15 protein-coding genes are annotated in these 16,147 nt (G+C 73.1%); 9 read left to right on the top strand and 6 right to left on the bottom strand.

Annotation, left to right across the window (positions count from 1 at the left end):
• Nucleotides 1-60 precede the first annotated feature (60 nt).
• Nucleotides 61-999, bottom strand: coding sequence for an NADP-dependent oxidoreductase (locus tag M5362_RS30305; RefSeq protein WP_260231026.1), 939 nt, complete (start codon nucleotides 997-999; stop codon nucleotides 61-63).
• 167 nt (nucleotides 1,000-1,166) lie between these two features.
• Here M5362_RS30305 and M5362_RS30300 point away from each other — a divergent pair, with 167 nt between their 5' ends.
• A complete protein-coding gene (locus M5362_RS30300; protein WP_260231024.1) occupies nucleotides 1,167-1,463 on the top strand; it encodes a hypothetical protein in 297 nt (98 codons plus the stop codon).
• A gap of 91 nt (nucleotides 1,464-1,554) precedes the next feature.
• Complete coding sequence (locus M5362_RS30295; protein ID WP_260231023.1) at nucleotides 1,555-2,466, top strand: MBL fold metallo-hydrolase; 912 nt, start codon at nucleotides 1,555-1,557, stop codon at nucleotides 2,464-2,466.
• 7 nt (nucleotides 2,467-2,473) lie between these two features.
• Here the strand turns inward: M5362_RS30295 and M5362_RS30290 are convergent, their stop codons facing one another.
• Complete coding sequence (locus M5362_RS30290) at nucleotides 2,474-3,736, bottom strand: glucarate dehydratase family protein (protein ID WP_260231022.1); 1,263 nt, start codon at nucleotides 3,734-3,736, stop codon at nucleotides 2,474-2,476.
• Between the two features lie 134 nt (nucleotides 3,737-3,870).
• On the opposite strand from M5362_RS30290, the gene M5362_RS30285 reads away from it, so the two are divergent.
• Nucleotides 3,871-4,893, top strand: coding sequence for a phosphotransferase family protein (locus M5362_RS30285; protein ID WP_260231021.1), 1,023 nt, complete (start codon nucleotides 3,871-3,873; stop codon nucleotides 4,891-4,893).
• Between the two features lie 6 nt (nucleotides 4,894-4,899).
• Entirely contained in the window at nucleotides 4,900-6,114 is a 1,215-nt protein-coding gene (locus tag M5362_RS30280; RefSeq protein ID WP_260231020.1) for an acyl-CoA dehydrogenase family protein, read from the top strand.
• Nucleotides 6,115-6,121: 7 nt separating this feature from the next.
• Here the strand turns inward: M5362_RS30280 and M5362_RS30275 are convergent, their stop codons facing one another.
• Genes M5362_RS30275 through M5362_RS30265 form a run of 3 tightly spaced genes read right to left on the bottom strand, consistent with a single transcriptional unit; the run spans nucleotide 6,122 to nucleotide 9,173 of the window.
• Nucleotides 6,122-6,715, bottom strand: coding sequence for a TetR/AcrR family transcriptional regulator (locus tag M5362_RS30275; RefSeq protein ID WP_260231019.1), 594 nt, complete (start codon nucleotides 6,713-6,715; stop codon nucleotides 6,122-6,124).
• Between the two features lie 41 nt (nucleotides 6,716-6,756).
• On the bottom strand, nucleotides 6,757-8,412 hold the full coding sequence (locus M5362_RS30270; protein ID WP_260231018.1) for an AMP-binding protein: 1,656 nt from the start codon (nucleotides 8,410-8,412) through the stop codon (nucleotides 6,757-6,759).
• On the bottom strand, nucleotides 8,409-9,173 hold the full coding sequence (locus M5362_RS30265; protein ID WP_260231017.1) for an SDR family oxidoreductase: 765 nt from the start codon (nucleotides 9,171-9,173) through the stop codon (nucleotides 8,409-8,411). Before M5362_RS30265 ends, M5362_RS30270 begins: the two co-directional genes overlap by 4 nt.
• Before the next feature lie 151 nt (nucleotides 9,174-9,324).
• Between M5362_RS30265 and M5362_RS30260 the strand changes: the two genes are divergently transcribed.
• Both M5362_RS30260 and M5362_RS30255 read left to right on the top strand, forming a co-directional pair.
• Nucleotides 9,325-10,575 carry a DUF1343 domain-containing protein gene (locus M5362_RS30260; protein WP_260231016.1) on the top strand — a complete coding sequence of 417 codons (1,251 nt, stop codon included), beginning with the start codon at nucleotides 9,325-9,327 and terminating at the stop codon, nucleotides 10,573-10,575.
• A gap of 156 nt (nucleotides 10,576-10,731) precedes the next feature.
• Nucleotides 10,732-11,964 (top strand): alpha/beta hydrolase, encoded by a 1,233-nt coding sequence (locus M5362_RS30255; protein WP_260231015.1) that lies wholly within the window; start codon nucleotides 10,732-10,734, stop codon nucleotides 11,962-11,964.
• A gap of 1 nt (nucleotide 11,965) precedes the next feature.
• On the opposite strand, the gene M5362_RS30250 is transcribed toward M5362_RS30255, so the two are convergent.
• A complete protein-coding gene (locus tag M5362_RS30250) occupies nucleotides 11,966-13,381 on the bottom strand; it encodes a hypothetical protein (RefSeq protein ID WP_260231013.1) in 1,416 nt (471 codons plus the stop codon).
• Nucleotides 13,382-13,504: 123 nt separating this feature from the next.
• Between M5362_RS30250 and M5362_RS30245 the strand changes: the two genes are divergently transcribed.
• The 3 genes from M5362_RS30245 (at nucleotide 13,505) to M5362_RS30235 (ending at nucleotide 16,096) form a co-directional block, all read left to right on the top strand.
• Nucleotides 13,505-14,116, top strand: a complete 612-nt coding sequence (locus M5362_RS30245; protein ID WP_260231012.1) for a hypothetical protein — start codon at nucleotides 13,505-13,507, stop codon at nucleotides 14,114-14,116.
• Nucleotides 14,117-14,185: 69 nt separating this feature from the next.
• Nucleotides 14,186-14,896, top strand: a complete 711-nt coding sequence (locus M5362_RS30240) for a 3-keto-5-aminohexanoate cleavage protein (RefSeq protein ID WP_260231037.1) — start codon at nucleotides 14,186-14,188, stop codon at nucleotides 14,894-14,896.
• A 129-nt stretch (nucleotides 14,897-15,025) separates the two neighbouring features.
• A complete protein-coding gene (locus M5362_RS30235) occupies nucleotides 15,026-16,096 on the top strand; it encodes an RNA ligase (ATP) (RefSeq protein WP_260231011.1) in 1,071 nt (356 codons plus the stop codon).
• Nucleotides 16,097-16,147 lie beyond the last annotated feature (51 nt).

Raw genomic sequence — 16,147 nt, 5'->3', positions numbered from 1 at the left:
CCTAGGGGGTGTCGTCACCATGGCCCGCGGCCGCGAACGGCGTCCGGCGCGGTACATCGCCTAGTCCGGCCACTCCACGGTGACCACGACCTTGCCGTTGAGGCCGCCCTCCTGGTTGGCGCGCTGGGCGTCGGCCGCCTTCTCCAGCGGGAAGCTCCGCGCCACCCGGACGGAGACCGCGCCCTCGTCGGCCAGTGCGGCGAGCGCGGCGAGGTCCTGGGGGTCGGGGCGGACCCAGAAGTAGCGGCCGCCGAGACCGATCACCTCGCCGTCCGCGATAGAGGCGAGGCGGCCCTCGGGGGCCATCACCCGGGGGGTGAGCTTGAGGAAGGTGCCGCCGAGGGTGTCGAAGGCCGCGTCCACGCCGTCCGGCGCCAGCTCGCGAACCTGCGCGACGAAGGTGCCCTCGTCGTACAGGACCGGCTCCGCGCCCAGCTCCCTGATCCGCTCCTGGCCCGCCTCGCGCGCCGCGCCGATGACCCGGCAGCCGAGGTGGCGGGCGATCTGGACGGCCATGGAGCCCACCCCGCCGGCCGCCGCGTGCACCAGGACCGTGTCGCCGGAGCGGACGCTGAGGGCCTGGTGGAGGACCTGGTAGGCGGTGAGACCGGCCAGCGGGAGCGCGGCGGACTCCTCGAAGCCCAGGGTGCGCGGCTTGCGGGCGAGGGTGCGGACGGGGGCGGCGACGTACTCCGCGAAGGTGCCGCGGGCGAGGAAGTCCTCGCGGACGTACCCCATGACCTCGTCGCCGACGGCGAACTCGGTGACGGAGACGCCGGGCTGGACGACGACCCCCGAGACGTCCCAGCCGGGAACGACGGGGAAGACGGCGTCGATCATCCCGTCCAGGTAGCCGGCCTGGGCCTTCCAGTCGACGGGGTTCACGGCGGCCGCCCGTACCTTCACGAGGACGTCGTCGGGACCGACCTTGGGGTCGGGCCGCTCGCCGTACTCGAGCACCTCGGGTCCGCCGTACCGGCTGTAGCTGATCGCCTTCATACCCCGAACGATCACGGCGCCTCCCTCACCCCGCAAGCCGGACTCCCCCGGCAGGGGACGTACGCATCGCGACCTGTTCGTCGACGCACAGGGGTGGAACCAGGACGAGCCGGACATTCAGGGCTAGCCTGGAGCGGTCGCACCACCCCCTCACAGAAGGCGATGTCATGACCCTTCTCCACCACGAGCACCCCACCCACGAGCACACCCACGGCCCCGCCTGCGGCCATCCCGCCGTCGAGCACGAGGGGCACGTCGACTACGCCCACGACGGACACCTGCACCGGGAGCACGACGGCCACTGGGACGAGTGCGAGCGGTCCGGGCACGTGGCGCACGACGGGCACGCGCACCAGCACGGGCCGGACTGCGGGCACACGGCGGTGACCCACGGGGATCACATGGACTACGTGCACGACGGGCACCGGCACGCGGCGCACGACGGGCACTGGGACGACCACTGACGACACCACGGGGATTTCCCCCGGACCGGGCCCGACTGACAGGCTGCCACCTGCCGGTCGGGCTCGTTTCCGTTCGCCTCAGGGGGTCCCCTTGTCCGTCGCCGATCCGTATGTCGTCCCGCTCGCGCCGCAGGTGCACGCCTATGTGCAGCCCGACGGCGGCTGGTGCCTGAACAACGCCGGCTTCCTCGGCGACGCCCGCGAGAGCCTGCTCGTGGACACGGCCGCCACCGAGCGGCGCGCCCGCCTGCTGCGCGAGGCGGTGCTCGCCGAGGGGCTGCCGCTGCCCCGGACCGTCGTCTCGACCCACCACCACGGCGACCACACGTACGGCAACGGGGTGTTCCTGCCGGAGGCGCGGATCGTCGGGCACGCCAACTGCCGGTCCGAGCAGCTCGCGGCCGGGCGCCAGCTCCATCTGCTGTGGCCGCGGACCGACTTCGGCGCGGTGGAGGTGGAGCCGCCCACACTCACGTACAGCGAGCGTCTGACGCTGTACGTCGGCGAGCTGGAGGTGCGCGTGCTGCACCCGGGGCCCGCGCACACGACCGGCGACTCGATCGTCCATGTCCCGGAACGGGGCGTGGTGTTCACCGGGGACCTGGTCTTCCACGGCGGGACGCCCTTCCTGCCGATGGGTTCGCTGTCGGGTTCGCTGCGCGCGCTCGACGTGCTGCGCTCCCTCGACGCGCCGACGGTGGTACCGGGGCACGGTCCGGTGACCGACCCGTCGGTGTACGACACGACGGAGCGCTATCTGCACCGGGTGGCCGAACTGGCCCGTGACGGGCGCGCCAAGGGTGCCACCCCGCTGGAGACGGCACGCCGGGCCGACCTCGGGGAGTTCGCGGCCTGGCGGGAGAGCGAGCGGCTCGTGGCGAACCTGCACCGGGCGTACGCGGAGCTGGACGGGCTGCCGGAGGGCTCGCCGCTGGACCCGGCGGTGGTCTTCGGGGACATGGCGGCGATGAACGGCGGCGTCCCGGTGGCGTGCCACGCGTGACCTGCGGCTACCAGCGGGTGGGGCTCCATGCCAGGTCCACTTCGCGCATCGCCGCCGCGTCGTCGCGGTCGCGGAGGGAGCCGTCGTCGTCCAGCCAGCGGCGGTGGAGTGCGGCGAGCGCCTCGCGGTCCAGTTCGACGCCGAGGCCCGGTGCGTCGGAGACGGCGAGGCGGCCGTCGTGGAAGACGGGCCGGGTGGTGACGACGTCCTCGGTCTGCCAGGGGTAGTGGGTGTCGCAGGCGTGGTCCAGGTGGGGCAGGGTCGCGGCCACCTGGGTCATGGCCGCGAGGCTGATCCCGAGGTGGGTGTTGGAGTGCATGGAGAGCCCCACGCCGTACGTACGGCAGAGCGCGGCCAGTTCGCGCGTGCGGTGCAGGCCGCCCCAGTAGTGGTGGTCGCAGAGCACGATCCGTACCGCGTCACGGGCGAAGGCCTCGGGGACCTCCTCGAAGGTCGTCACGCACATGTTGGTCGCGAGCGGCACGTCCGTACGGGACGCGATCTCGGCCATGGCGTCCGTGCCGGTGCCCGGGTCCTCCAGGTACTCCAGGACGTCCTTCAGCTCGCGCGCCACCTCCAGCGCGGTCTCCACGGACCAGGCGCCGTTCGGGTCGAGGCGGAGGGGCCGGCCGGGGAACTCCTCGGCCAGGGCGCGGATCGCGGCGACCTCCTGCTCGGGCGGGAGGACGCCGCCCTTGAGCTTGAAGGAGCGGAAGCCGTACAGCCGGTCGAAGCGGCGGGCCTGCTCGACGACGCCCGCCGGGTCGAGGGCGGCTCCCCACTCGTCCGTCCCGGCGAACTTGTAGAAGAGGTACGCGCTGTACTCGACGGAGTCGCGGACCTTGCCGCCGAGCAGCGCGTGGACGGGCAGCCCGAGGCTCCTGCCGAGCGCGTCCAGGCAGGCGACCTCGAAGGCCGAGACGACGGAGAGGCGGAGCTTGTCGGCGGTCTGGACCCCGCGCAGCCCGCCCGCGTCGACCCGGCCGTCGACGGCCCGTGAGTCGCCGCACACCCGCGCTGCCAGCGCGAACAAGCCATTCATGTCCGTGACCGAGTGGCCGGACAGCGCCTCGGCGAGCGGCCGTGCGAGGTCCAGATACCTCCGGTCTCCGTAGGTCTCCCCCAGGCCGGTGACCCCGCCCCGCGTGACCACTTCCACCACGAGGCGGGGGGTGAAGGGCTGGTGCACCCCCTGGGTGTTGAGCAGGGGCGGGTCGGCGATCAGGATCGGGGTCAGCCGGACTTCCTCGACGATCAGCTCGGGATTCATATGTGAACCCTATTCAAGATGGCGATCCCCGGCCAGACCGACCGCACCAGTTTCCGTCGCGAACCCTGGACGACATACCGACTGGTCGGTCATCATGAACGCCGACCCGCCCCCCGTCCCCGGAGGTACGCACGATGAGCTCAGCCCCGCCGCCAGGTCTCGATCCCGAGCAGTTGCGCGGATTCCTCGACCGGGAACGGCCGGGACTCGTGCGCGGACCGCTCGACGCCCGGCTGATCGAGGGCGGCCGGTCCAACCTGACGTACGTCGTCACGGACGGCACCGGCCGGTGGGTGGTACGCCGGCCTCCGCTCGGCCATGTCCTCGCCACCGCGCACGACATGAAGCGCGAGCACCGGGTGATCAGCGCCCTGCACGCGACGGCCGTGCCGGTCCCGGAGATTGTCCTCCTCTGCGAGGACGACACCGTCCTCGGGGCGCCGTTCTACGTCATGGAGTTCGTCGCCGGCACCCCGTACCGCTCGGCCGAGCAGCTCGCCCCGCTCGGTGCCGAGCGCACCCGCGCGGCCGTCCTCGGCCTGGTCGACACGCTCGTCGACCTGCACGCCGTGGACCCGGCGGAGGTGGGGCTCGGCGACTTCGGACGCCCGGACGGATTCCTCGACCGGCAGCTGCGCCGCTGGGGCAAGCAGCTCGACGCCTCCCGCAACCGCGACCTGGCGGGCATCGACGAGCTGCACGCCGCGCTCGGCCGCGCGCTCCCCGGATCTCCCGCCCCGACCGTCGTCCACGGCGACTACCGCCTGGACAACGTCCTGATCGGCGAGGACGACCGGATCAAGGCGGTCCTCGACTGGGAGATGTCCACGCTCGGCGACCCGCTGACCGACCTCGGTCTGCTCGCGATGTACAGCGCGCCGCTCGACGTCCCCCACTCCCCCGTCAGCACGACCGCCACGGCCGCCGGGCACCCCACGCCCGCCGAGCTGATCGAGCGGTACGCCGCCCGCTCGGGCCGCGACACCTCCGCCATCTCCTGGTACACGGCCTTCGCCTGGTTCAAGCTCGCCGTGATCCTGGAGGGCATCCACTACCGCTACACCCTCGGCCAGACCGTCGGCGCCGGCTTCGACCGCATCGGCGAACTCGTCCCCGTCTTCATCGAGCACGGCCTCACCACCCTCCAGGAAGGCTGATCCGCCATGGACTTCGCATTCGACGCACGCACCGAGGAGCTGCGGGCGAAGCTGCTCGCCTTCATGGACGAGCACGTCTACCCCGCCGAGCCGGTCGCCGAGGAGCAGCGGGCGCTGCTCGCCTCGCCGTGGGACACCCCGCGGATCGTGGAGGAGCTGAAGGCGGAGGCCCGCCGCCAGGGTCTGTGGAACCTCTTCCTCCCCGACGCCGAGCACGGGGCGGGGCTGACCAACCTCCAGTACGCGCCGCTGGCCGAGATCACCGGCCGCAGCCCGCACCTGGCCCCCACCGCCCTCAACTGCGCGGCGCCGGACACCGGGAACATGGAGGTGCTCGCCCAGTTCGGCGACGAGGCGCAGAAGAAGCAGTGGCTGGAGCCGCTGCTCGCCGGGGAGATCCGTTCGGCGTTCGCGATGACGGAGCCCGAGGTGGCCTCCTCGGACGCGACGAACGTCGAGACGCGGATCATCCGCGACGGCGAGGACTACGTCGTCAACGGGCGCAAGTGGTACATCTCGGGGGCGATGAACCCCGACTGCAAGATCTTCATCGTGATGGGCAAGACCGACCCGGACGGCGCGGACATCCGCCGGCAGCAGTCGATGATCCTCGTGCCCCGCGACACCCCCGGTGTCGAGGTCCGCCGGGCGATGCAGGTGTACGGCTACGAGGACCACTCCCACGGCGGTCACGCCGAGGTCGTCTTCCACGACGTCCGTGTCCCGGCCTCGAACCTCGTCGGCGAGGAGGGCGGCGGCTTCGCCATCGCCCAGGCCCGGCTCGGCCCCGGCCGGATCCACCACTGCATGCGGCTGATCGGCATGGCCGAGCGGGCGATCGAGCTGATGTGCCGCCGGGCCGTCTCCCGTACCGCCTTCGGCAAGGCGATCGCCCAGCAGGGTGTGGTCCAGAACTGGATCGCCGACGCCCGTGTGACGGTCGAGCAGTTGCGGCTGCTCGTCCTCAAGACGGCCTGGCTGATGGACACCGTCGGCAACCGGGGTGCCCACACGGAGATCCAGGCCATCAAGATCGCGACCCCGCGCGCGGTGGTCGACATCCTCGACAAGGCCGTCCAGGTGCACGGCGCGGGCGGGGTCTCGCAGGACTTCCCACTGGCCGAACTCTGGGCCGCCGCGCGCACGCTGAAGCTGGCGGACGGCCCGGACGAGGTCCACCAGCGGTCGCTGGCGCGGCGGGAGCTGAAGAAGTACCTCTAGCCGGCCCTCAGGGGCGGAGCGCGCGCAGCAGCAGGTCGGCGAGCTGGTCGGCGACCTGCTGCGGCGTCAGCGGACCGTCCGGCCGGTACCAGGTGGACAGGTGGTGGACGGAGCCGAAGTGGTAGTCCACCACCAGGTCCGCCGGGGTCGCGGAGGAGAAGACGCCTGCCTGCTGGCCCTCCTCGATCAGGGCGCGGAACCGCTCGTGGTAGCGCCGCCGCTCGGACCGTACCTGCTTGTTCTTCTCCGGGCTCAGGTGGTGCATCGAGCGGAAGAAGATCGAGGCGTCGTCCAGGTTGTCGATCGTGGTGACGACGACGTCGGCGGCGGCGTCGCGCAGCCGCTGCTCGACCGGGGCGTCGGCGTCCGCGAAGGCGTCGAGCCGCTCCTGCTGGAGCCGCAGCACCCGGGAGTAGACCTCCTGGAGGAGGTCCTCCTTGGACCCGAAGTAGTGGTAGAGCGCGCCCTTGGTGACGCCCGCCGCCTCCACGATCTCCTGGACGGAGGTGCGGTCGTAGCCCTGCTCCGCGAAGAGCCGGGTGGCGGCGGCCAGCAGCCTCTGGGGGACGGGGGTACCGCTCCCGTCCGTCGTCCTGGCCATGCGCCGCCGCCTCTCTCTGGTGATCATCGTCGTGGGTGGTCCTACGTGAGGGAACGCAGTTCCCTTCTGAGGATCTTCCCACTTGTCGTCTTGGGGAGCTCCGGCAGGATCTCCACCTCGCGGGGGTATTTGTACGCGGCGAGCCGCTGCTCGCAGTACGCGGACAGTTCGTCGGGCCCGACGGCGCTGCCCGGGCGCAGACTCACGTACGCCTTGACCGTCTCTCCCCGGTAGGCGTGGGGGATGCCGACGACGGCGGCCTCGCGGACGGCCGGGTGGGTGTAGAGGACGTCCTCCACCTCCCGCGGCCAGACCTTGAAGCCGGAGGCGTTGATCATGTCCTTCTTGCGGTCGACTACGTAGAGCCAGCCGTCCGTGTCCATGAAGCCGATGTCCCCGGTCCGCAGCTCCCCGTCGGGGAACGTGGTGCCGGTGGCCTCGGGGAGCCTCCAGTAGCCGGGGACGACCTGCGGGCCGCGCACCGCGATCTCGCCCTGCTCGCCGAACGGCACCTCGGCGCCGGTCTCGTCGAGGATCCGGACGACCGTGTCGGGCCCGGGGACGCCCACGGACAGCGTGCCGGAGGCGGGGTCGACCGGGGCCTCCTTCTCAGGCGGCACGGCGGCGCAGGGGGCGGTGCACTCGGTGAGGCCGTAGCCGTTGCGGATGTACGGGCCGAAGCCGGCGCGGAACTTCTCGACCAGCGCGGGCGGGACCGGGGCGCCGCCCGAGGAGATGACCGCGAAGGAGGAGAAGTGGTCCGGGGTGGCGCCGGGGTGCGCGGCGAGGGCCATGAACGCCGTGGAGGGACCGACCGTGTACGCGGGGCGGTGCTCCAGGAAGGCGTCGAGGACCACTCCGGAGTCGAAGCGGTAGGCGAGGACGAGGGTGCCCGCGTTGCCGAAGCAGGCGGCGAGCTCGCAGACCAGGCCGGTGATGTGGAAGAGCGGGGCGAGCGCGAAGTATCCGGCGCCTTCGGGGACGGGGTGCCCGGTGCGCTGGCGTTCGGCGTTGTAGGCGATGCCCCGGTGGAGGTTGAGGGCGCCCTTGGGGGTGCCGCTGGTGCCGGAGGTGTAGCTGATGAGGGCCACGTCCTCGCCGGTGAGTTCGCGGCCGGCGGGGGCGGGGTGTCCGGCGCGGGCGACGGCCAGCAGGTCGTCGGTGCCGGTCTCCACCCGCTCGAAGGCCAGGACGCGGGGGTCGTCCCGGGTCTGGAGGTCGCGTTCACAGGCGGTGAGCGCGATCCGTACGGGAGAGTCGGCGGCGGTCTCCCGCAGATAGCCGTCCCAGGCGCGGTCGGAACAGATCAGCGCGACGGCTCCGGAGTCCCGCAGGGCGTGCCCGACCTCGGCCGACTTGTACATCGGGTTGAGCGGGACGACGGTGGCGCCGGCCTTCCATGCGCCGAGGAGGGCGAGGACGAAGTGGGGGCTGTTCTGGAGCATGACGGCGACCCGGTCGCCGCGCTCCAGCCCTTGGGCGGCGAGGTGTCCGGCGACGGAGTCGGAGAGCGCGTCCGTCTCCCGGTAGGTCAGCCGGCCGTCGAAGTAGGCGAGGGCCGGGTGTTCGGGGACGCGGGCGGCGGAGGCGCGGAAGGCGTGCAGCGCGGTGGGCGGCGGGGCTATCGGCGCGCGCTGGGCGTCGGTGAGCTGGGCGAGCCAGGGCCGGGCCGCGTAGCCGGACTCGGTCGGGGTCATCGGCCCTCTCCCTCCCACGTGCGCTGGATGTGGTTCATGCCGCCGAGCCACCGCTCGGGATCGGCCGCCCGCATCCGGTAGTAGTCGGCGACCTCGGCGTGCGGGAGGACCAGGAAGCGGTCGGCCTCGATGGCGTCGAAGAGGGAGTCGGCGACGTCCTCGGGCTCGATGGCGGTGGGGGCGAGGACGAGCTCGCCGGCCGATCCGGCGGCGGTGAGCATGTCCGTACGGACGCCCTGCGGGCAGATCGCGTGGACCTTGAGGCCGCGGTGGCGGTAGGTGAGGGAGAGCCATTCGGCGAAGGCGTACGCGCCGTGCTTCGAGACGCTGTACGGGGCCGCGCCCACCATGGTCAGCAGGCCGGCGGCGGAGACGGTGGAGACGAAGCGGCCGCTGCCGCGCTCCAGCCAGTCGGGGAGCAGAGCGCGGGCCGCGCGGACATGGGCCATCACGTTGACGTCCCAGGCGGCGGCCCAGACGGCCTCGTCGGCGAAGGCGTCGCCGGGCGAGGCGAGTCCGGCGTTGGCGCACCAGACGTCGATGGTGCCGCCGAGGGCCTCGCGGGCCTCCTCGACGATCTCCGAGGCGTCGCCCGGGACGGCGGTGGCGCCGATCTCCTCGGCGACGGCCTTGGTGCGGTCGGGGTCGAGGTCGTTGACGACGACCCGGGCGCCCTCGGCGGCGAACCGGCGGGCCAGGGCCGCCCCGATCCCGCCGCCCGCACCCGTGACGACCACTCCGGAACCCTGCACCGTGCTCATCGAGACCCGCCTCTCCGTCGTGACAGTACGAGCAGACTAACCAGTCGGTATGTCGTGGCGAAAGTCCCCTGCGCACGCCTCGTTCCCTGGGGCCGTCAGGAGCGCTAGCGTGCGTGGCCATGTCAGGGAAGGCGATCAAGGAGGTTTCTGCATGAACCTGTCGAGCCTGTCCAGGCGTGGCCTGCTGGCCGCCGGCGGAGCGATCGGGGCGGGCGCGGTGGCCGCCCCGTCGGCGGTGGCGCACGGGGGCGGCCGGCGGGTCCGCACCGGATTCGAGCGGCTGGCCGCCGACGGCTACGCGCCGCTCGCCGGGCAGCGGGTCGGCGTCGTCACCAATCCGACCGGGATCACCTCCGACGTGCGCCACATCGTCGACGTGATGCACGCCGACGACCGGGTGGACCTGGTGGCGGTCTTCGGCCCCGAGCACGGCTTCCGGGGCACGGCCCAGGCCGGCGGCTCCGAGGGCCGCTACGACGACCCCGCGACCGGACTTCCCGTCTACGACACGTATCTGAAGAGCGGGCAGCCGCTCGCGGACGTCTTCACCGCGTCGGGCGTCGACACCGTCGTCTTCGACATCCAGGACGCCGGCGCCCGGTTCTACACGTACATCTGGACGCTCTACGACTGCATGGTGGCCGCCGCCCTGGCGGGGAAACGGTTCGTCGTACTGGACCGGCCGAACCCGGTCACCGGGCGGGCGGCCCTCGGCCCGGTCCTCGACCGCGCCTTCGCCACCTTCGTCGGCCGCGAGCCGATCGCGCAGGCGCACGGGATGACGGTGGCGGAGCTGGCCCGGCTGTTCAACGGGGAGTTCCTGGCGAAGCCGGTGGAGCTGGCGACCGTTCAGGTGTCGGGCTGGAGGCGGCGCGACTTCTTCGACGCCACCGGGCTGCCGTGGGTGCCGCCGAGTCCGAACATGCCGACGCCGGACACGGCGCTCGTCTACTCCGGCACCTGTCTCTTCGAGGGCACCAACCTCTCCGAGGGGCGGGGCACCACCCGCCCCTTCGAGCTGCTCGGCGCGGAGGGCGTGGACCGGCGGTGGGCGGAGGCCGCGAACGCGCTGGAGCTGCCGGGGGTGCGCTTCCGGGAGGCGTACTTCGCCCCGACCTTCTCCAAGTTCCAGGGGAAGACGGTCGGCGGGGTGCAGGTCCACGTGGACGACCGGGAGGTCTTCGACCCCGTACGGACCGGGATCGGGCTCCTCGTCAGCGCAAAGCGCTCGTGGAGCGGCTTCGCCTGGCGGCCGGACAACTGGATCGACAAGCTGACGGGCTCGACGCGGGTCCGGACCCTGATCGACGCGGGCGCGGACACGGACGAGGTCGTGGGGGCGTGGGGCGCCGACCTGGCCGCGTTCCGCGCCGTACGGAAGGAGTACCTGCTCTACCGGTGACGGTGGGGCAGCCCCGAACGGGCCGGGGTGCGGCGACCGTGCCGAAGAACCGGCCGTCCCTCCGCGTGCGCAGGGTGCTGTCGCGGGAAGAACTCCCCCAGCAGCTTCCTCAGCATTGTCCTCAGCAACTCCTCGACGCGGAGGGACGGGCAGACCATGGCCGGGATGAGTGTGGAGCCGTACCGGGAGATCACCTTCGACAAGGACGGCGACGGGGCGACCGGGCAGCACGAGGCGCTCGCGGCACTGGCCGCCCAAGGGGCCACGGATCTGGTGATGTTCGCCCACGGGTGGAACAACACCCGTTCCGTGGCCACCCGGTTGTACGCGGCGTTCTTCGCCCCCTTCCCGCGGGCCGTGGAGGCGGACGCGCACGTGGGGTACGTGGGGGTGGTGTGGCCGTCGATGATGTTCTCGGACGAGCCGATCCCCGACTTCGAGACCGTGGCGGCCGTGCACCCCGGCAAGGAGGCGGTGGTGGGCCGGCTCGCCACCCTGCTGCGGGAGCAGCCGGACGACGAGGCCGCGTTCACCGAATTCGGCGACCTGCTACGCGAGTTGACGGACACCGGCGCATCGAACGGCTCGCACGGCCTGGCGCAGGGCGGCCCGGACGTGCCGGACTTCCTGCTCGCGGATCCGGTGGCCGTCTGCGCGATGTTCACCGACGCGCTGGAGGAGGCGGCGGGGCCGGAGCCGGGCCCCGGGGGCGTGCCGACCCCGCGCGAGGCGTTCGGCGACCGGCTGAAGCGGTACTGGAAGGGCGCGAGGGAGGCCCTGCGCCAGGCCACGTACTACACGATGAAGCGCCGCGCCGGCACCGTCGGCGAGCGGGGGCTCGGCCCGCTCCTCGGCGAACTCGCCCGCTCCTCCCCCGGACTGCGGATCCACCTCGTCGGTCACAGCATGGGAGCCCGGCTCGTCTCGTACGCGCTGCGCGGACTGCCCGCCGGGGCGCGGAACGTGGCCTCGGTGACGCTGCTCCAAGGGGCCTTCTCGCACTACGCGTTCGCGGCCCGGCTGCCGCACGAGCCGGGCCGGGGCGGGGCGCTGCGCGATCTCCAGCGGCGGGTCGACGGTCCCGTGGTCGCCTGCTACTCGCGCCACGACACCGCGCTGCGCGTGATCTATCCCCTGGCCTCTCGCCTGGCCCGGGACGCCGACTCGCTGCTCGGGAGCGACAGGCGCTGGTGGGCGATCGGCCACGACGGCGTCCAGGCGGTGCCGGGCACGCCTTCGCTGCCCCTGGCCAGGGCGCTGCGCGACGGAGTCCCGGCGACGGGATGCGTGAGCGTGGACGCGGCGGAGGTGGTCGGGGAACACAGCGACATCTGCCACCCGGAGCTGGCCCGGCTGGTGGTGTCGGCGGGCCGGATCGGGCGGCGGTAGATCAGCTCGTCTCCCGCCCGGCGAGGGCCTGCTCGACGAGCCGTTCCATCGTCTCCACCGGCAGCGAGGGGTGGGCGGCGGCCGTCACGGCGATGTCCCGGACCGGGTGCGTCAGCAGGTCCTCGACGATCTCCGCCGGAGTGGCGGGATGCGCGGCGATCGAGGCCAGTGCCCTGGGCGAGGACACGGCGTGCAGCGCCATCCGGCGCAGCAGCGCGGCGGGGCACGCCGGGTTCCGGGCGACGGCGCCGTGCAGGGGCGGCCCGTGGCGCTCGGCGAGTTCGGTGAGCCGGCGGGCGGGGAGCGACGGGTGGGGTGCGATCCGTCGGGCCACACCGGGGTCGGGATCGCCCGCGAGCAGGTCCAGCAGGTCGGCGGGGAGGTCGGGCCGGGCGGCCACGAGGGCGCGGACCTGGGCGACGCGGCTTCCGGCCAGGGCCCGGAGCTCGGCCTCGGTGGCCGCGAGGACACGGGGCAGCGGATCGCGCGGGAGACGCCGTTCGGCGGCGAGGGCCGTCAGCCGGGCGAGAGGTACGGCGGGGTTCTCCGCGACGGCCGCGCGCACGGCGGGATCCGGATCGTCGGCGAGCCGCCGGAGCAGGGCTTCGCCGACGGCGGGGTTGCCGGCCGCCGCCATCCGTACGTAGGCGACGGGATGGGCGGCCAGGCGCGGGTGGAAGTGGGCCGGCAGATCGGTCCGTTCCGCGATCTCGGCCGCGGCCCAGGCCTCCTCGGCGTCCAGGAACTCCTCGAGGCCGGCCGGCGGCACGGCGGGGTTGCTCGCCGCCGCGATCCGTATCCGGCGGATGCCCGGCGCGTGGTCGGCGCAGCCCTCGGCCCGGCGGTGGCAGGAGCCGCAGCGGGTGGGCGCGGGCCGGCCGCCGTCGGCGAGGAGGGAGGCGAGCAGGGCGGGCGGCGCGTGCTCGTTCGACGCGAGTTCCGCCCGTACGACGGTGTGGGGATGGCGGGCGAGCTCGTGGGCCAGGGGGGCGGGGAGGTCGACGGCGTAGAGCGCCACCCGCTGGACCACCTCGGGATCGGGGTCGCGGGCGAGGACGGCGACGACATCGGGGGGCAGCAGCTCCGCGTGGTTCGCCAGGGAACGGCGGATCTCCGGATCGGGATGCACGGCGAACTGCTGTGCGACGGCGCGGGGCGCGATGCCCGTCCGCACGGCGGCCAGCAGCGCCTGGGGGTTGTCGCGCGGGACGTCGGCCCAGGGCACCTTGCCCTCGGAGACGAGCCTGTCGATCTCCTCGTCCGTGTGCGCGAGCAACGTTCTCACCTGCGTCGCGGTCAGATCCGAGCGGTGGGCGAGGAAGAAGGGGACGTCCTCGTGGCCGGTCGCCAGGAGCCGTTCGAACAGGTGATCCGGCAGGGCCGGATTGTCCGCGAGTCCCGGCAGTACGTCCCGCAACAGATCTCCCCCGTGCGCCTCTGATGGAGCCCATCGAATTTTCGATGGAACACGAAGGGGTACTCGTTCGTCCATTCCATAACGTCCTTGACGCCGAAGTACGAGCGACGGAGGTGCGATGCGATGGCGGGTTTCCGGAGTCTTGCGAGACAGGTGCGCGATCCGGGGAGTGACACGGCGCTGCGGAGGTACTCGCTCCGCAAGTGCCTGGAGCGGTTCGCCCCGTACGGGCACCGCGCGACCTGGGACCATCTGTGCCGCAGGCACGGGTTCGGGCCCGAGGACCGGGAGCTCGATCCTGGGCGGCTGGTGGCCGCGCTGGAGGAGCTGGAGGAGGCGCGGGCGGTCTGGCTCGCGTACGAGAAGGATTTCGCGGCGCGACGGCGGCGCGAGAAGCACGAGGGCCTGCGCCGGCCGGGCGCGCTGGACGACTGGCACCGGCGGACGTGGGGCGGCAACGGAGTGGCGCGGTGTGACGATCCGGGCGTGCACCCGTCGGAGCCGCTGGCCGAGGTGCTGCTGCGGCTGATCGCCGCGTTGGAGTCCGCGCCCGGGGCGCACTGCCCGGTGTGCGCGGGAGACCGGATCGAGTGGCGGCCGGACCTGGACGACGAGCCGTGGTTCGGCCCGGTGTGCGCGGACTGCGGAGTGGTCGTGCCGCGGGCGGTGCTGACAGCGGGTGCGCTGGCGCGGGCGCGGGGCGAGGCCCTGTTCAGTCTGGCGTCGGTGGCCTGAGAGACCGTGGAGGACGAGACGCAAGGCCAACGGGGGCCACGGGGGACACGGGGGACACGGGGGCCGGCTCTGATGCAGGTCTGTCTGAACGGGACCCGGGGGCCCGGGGACTCCCCGGCGGTGCCGATGTCGCCGGGCGCCATGGCGGAGTCGGCGGCGCGGGCCGTCGCGGCGGGGGCGTGCGACGTCCATGTGCACCCCAGGACGCCGTGCGGGAGCGACACGCTGTCGCCCCGGGTTCTCGCGGTGACGCTTCCCGCGCTACGGAAGGTCGTCGGCGTCCCGGTGGGCGTGACGACGGGCGCGTGGGCCGAGCCCGATCCCGTACGGCGGGTGGAGCGCGTCCGGGCCTGGACGGTCCTGCCCGACCACGCGTCGGTGAACTGGCACGAGCCGGGCGCGGAGGAGCTCGCGGCGGCGCTCCTGGAGCGCGGCGTGGGCGTGGAGGCGGGCCTGTGGTCGGGTACGGACGGACCGGCACGGTTCCTTCGCTCGCCCCTGGCGCCCCGGGTGCTGCGGATCCTGGCGGAGGTCACCGACCCCGATCCCGCGTCCGCCGGGTCGACGGCCCGTGCGCTCCTCGCGGACCTCGGCACCGCCCACGGCCTGCCGGTGCTCCTGCACGGTGAGGACGGCGGCGCGTGGCCGGTGCTGCGGCTGGCCCGCCGGCTCGGCCTCGGCACCCGGATCGGCCTGGAGGACACACTCCTCCTGCCGGACGGCTCCCGCGCGGAGTCCAACGCCCAACTGGTCGCGGCCGCGCTGTCGATGACCGTCTGACCCGGTACGCGGGCGGGGCCGGGCGAAGAGCGTGACGGTACCAGAGCACAAATCCGGTGGCCCACCCCAATTCCCCTGTCGCACAGTGTCCGGCGATGAGAACGACACCCGAGTCACCGGAGAACTGACATGTCGACGCTGCGCGTCACCGCCGAAACCCTGGCCGTCCACGCCCATCCCAACGCCGACGCGCTCGAGCTCGCCCAAGTGGGCCTGTACCGGGCCGTCGTCGCCAAGGGCGCGTACCGCAGCGGTGATGTCGCCGTCTACATTCCGGAACAGGCCGTGCTGCCCGTCGCGCTCGTCGACGAGCTGGGGCTGACCGGTCGGCTCGCGGGCAAGGCCTCCGACCGGGTCAAGGCGGTGCGTTTGCGGGGCGAGTTGTCGCAGGGGATCGTGTGCCGGCCGAAGGCGCTGGCCGATGTCGACCTGGCCGCGGCGGCCGCCGAGGGGACCGACTTCGCGGAGCTGCTCGGGATCACGAAGTGGGTGCCGCCGATCCCGCCGACGATGAGCGGGGACGTGGAGGCCGCGCCCGGGCTGCTGCCGTGGGTCGACATCGAGAACCTCCAGCGGTATCCGGACATCTTCGAGCCCGGCGAGCCGGTCGTGCTGACGGAGAAGCTGCACGGATCGGCCTGCCTCGCCACGTACTTCGCGGAGGACGGCCGCGTCCAGGTCTCCTCGAAGGGGTTCGGCTCCAAGGGCCTGGCGCTCCAGGAGGACCCGCGGAACCTGTACTGGCGGGCCGTCCTCGGCCACGGAGTACCGGCCGTCGCGGCGCGGCTCGCCGAGCGGCTCGGGGCGCGCCGGGTCGGCCTGTTCGGTGAGGTGTACGGGGCCGGTGTGCAGGACCTCGGCTACGGCGCGAACGCCCGCAGCGAGGGCGTCGGTTACGCGGTCTTCGACGTGTCGGCCGAGATCGACGGGCAGGTCCGGTGGCTGGACCCGGCCGAGGTTCTGGAGGCCGGCGAGCTGCCGCTCGTACCGCGGCTGTACGAGGGACCGTACGACCTGGACACCGTGCTGGAGCTGGCGAGCGGCCGGGAGACCGTGTCCGGGCGCGAGCTGCATCTGCGGGAGGGTGTCGTGATCCGTCCGGTGACGGAGCGGTACAGCCCGGTCGTCGGCGGCCGTGCGATCGCGAAGGCGGTCAGCCCGGCCTATCTGACCCGTAAGGGCGGCACCGAGTACGAGTGACCGGCCGGCCGATTCGGCCGGCGATGACCGAGGGGCCCGTCCACGGGGGTG

This window comes from Streptomyces sp. Je 1-79 (assembly GCF_025195125.1).
Lineage (GTDB): Bacteria > Actinomycetota > Actinomycetes > Streptomycetales > Streptomycetaceae > Streptomyces.
Note: the sequence above shows the minus strand (reverse complement) of the source record. Positions and strands in the feature narration are given on the sequence as shown.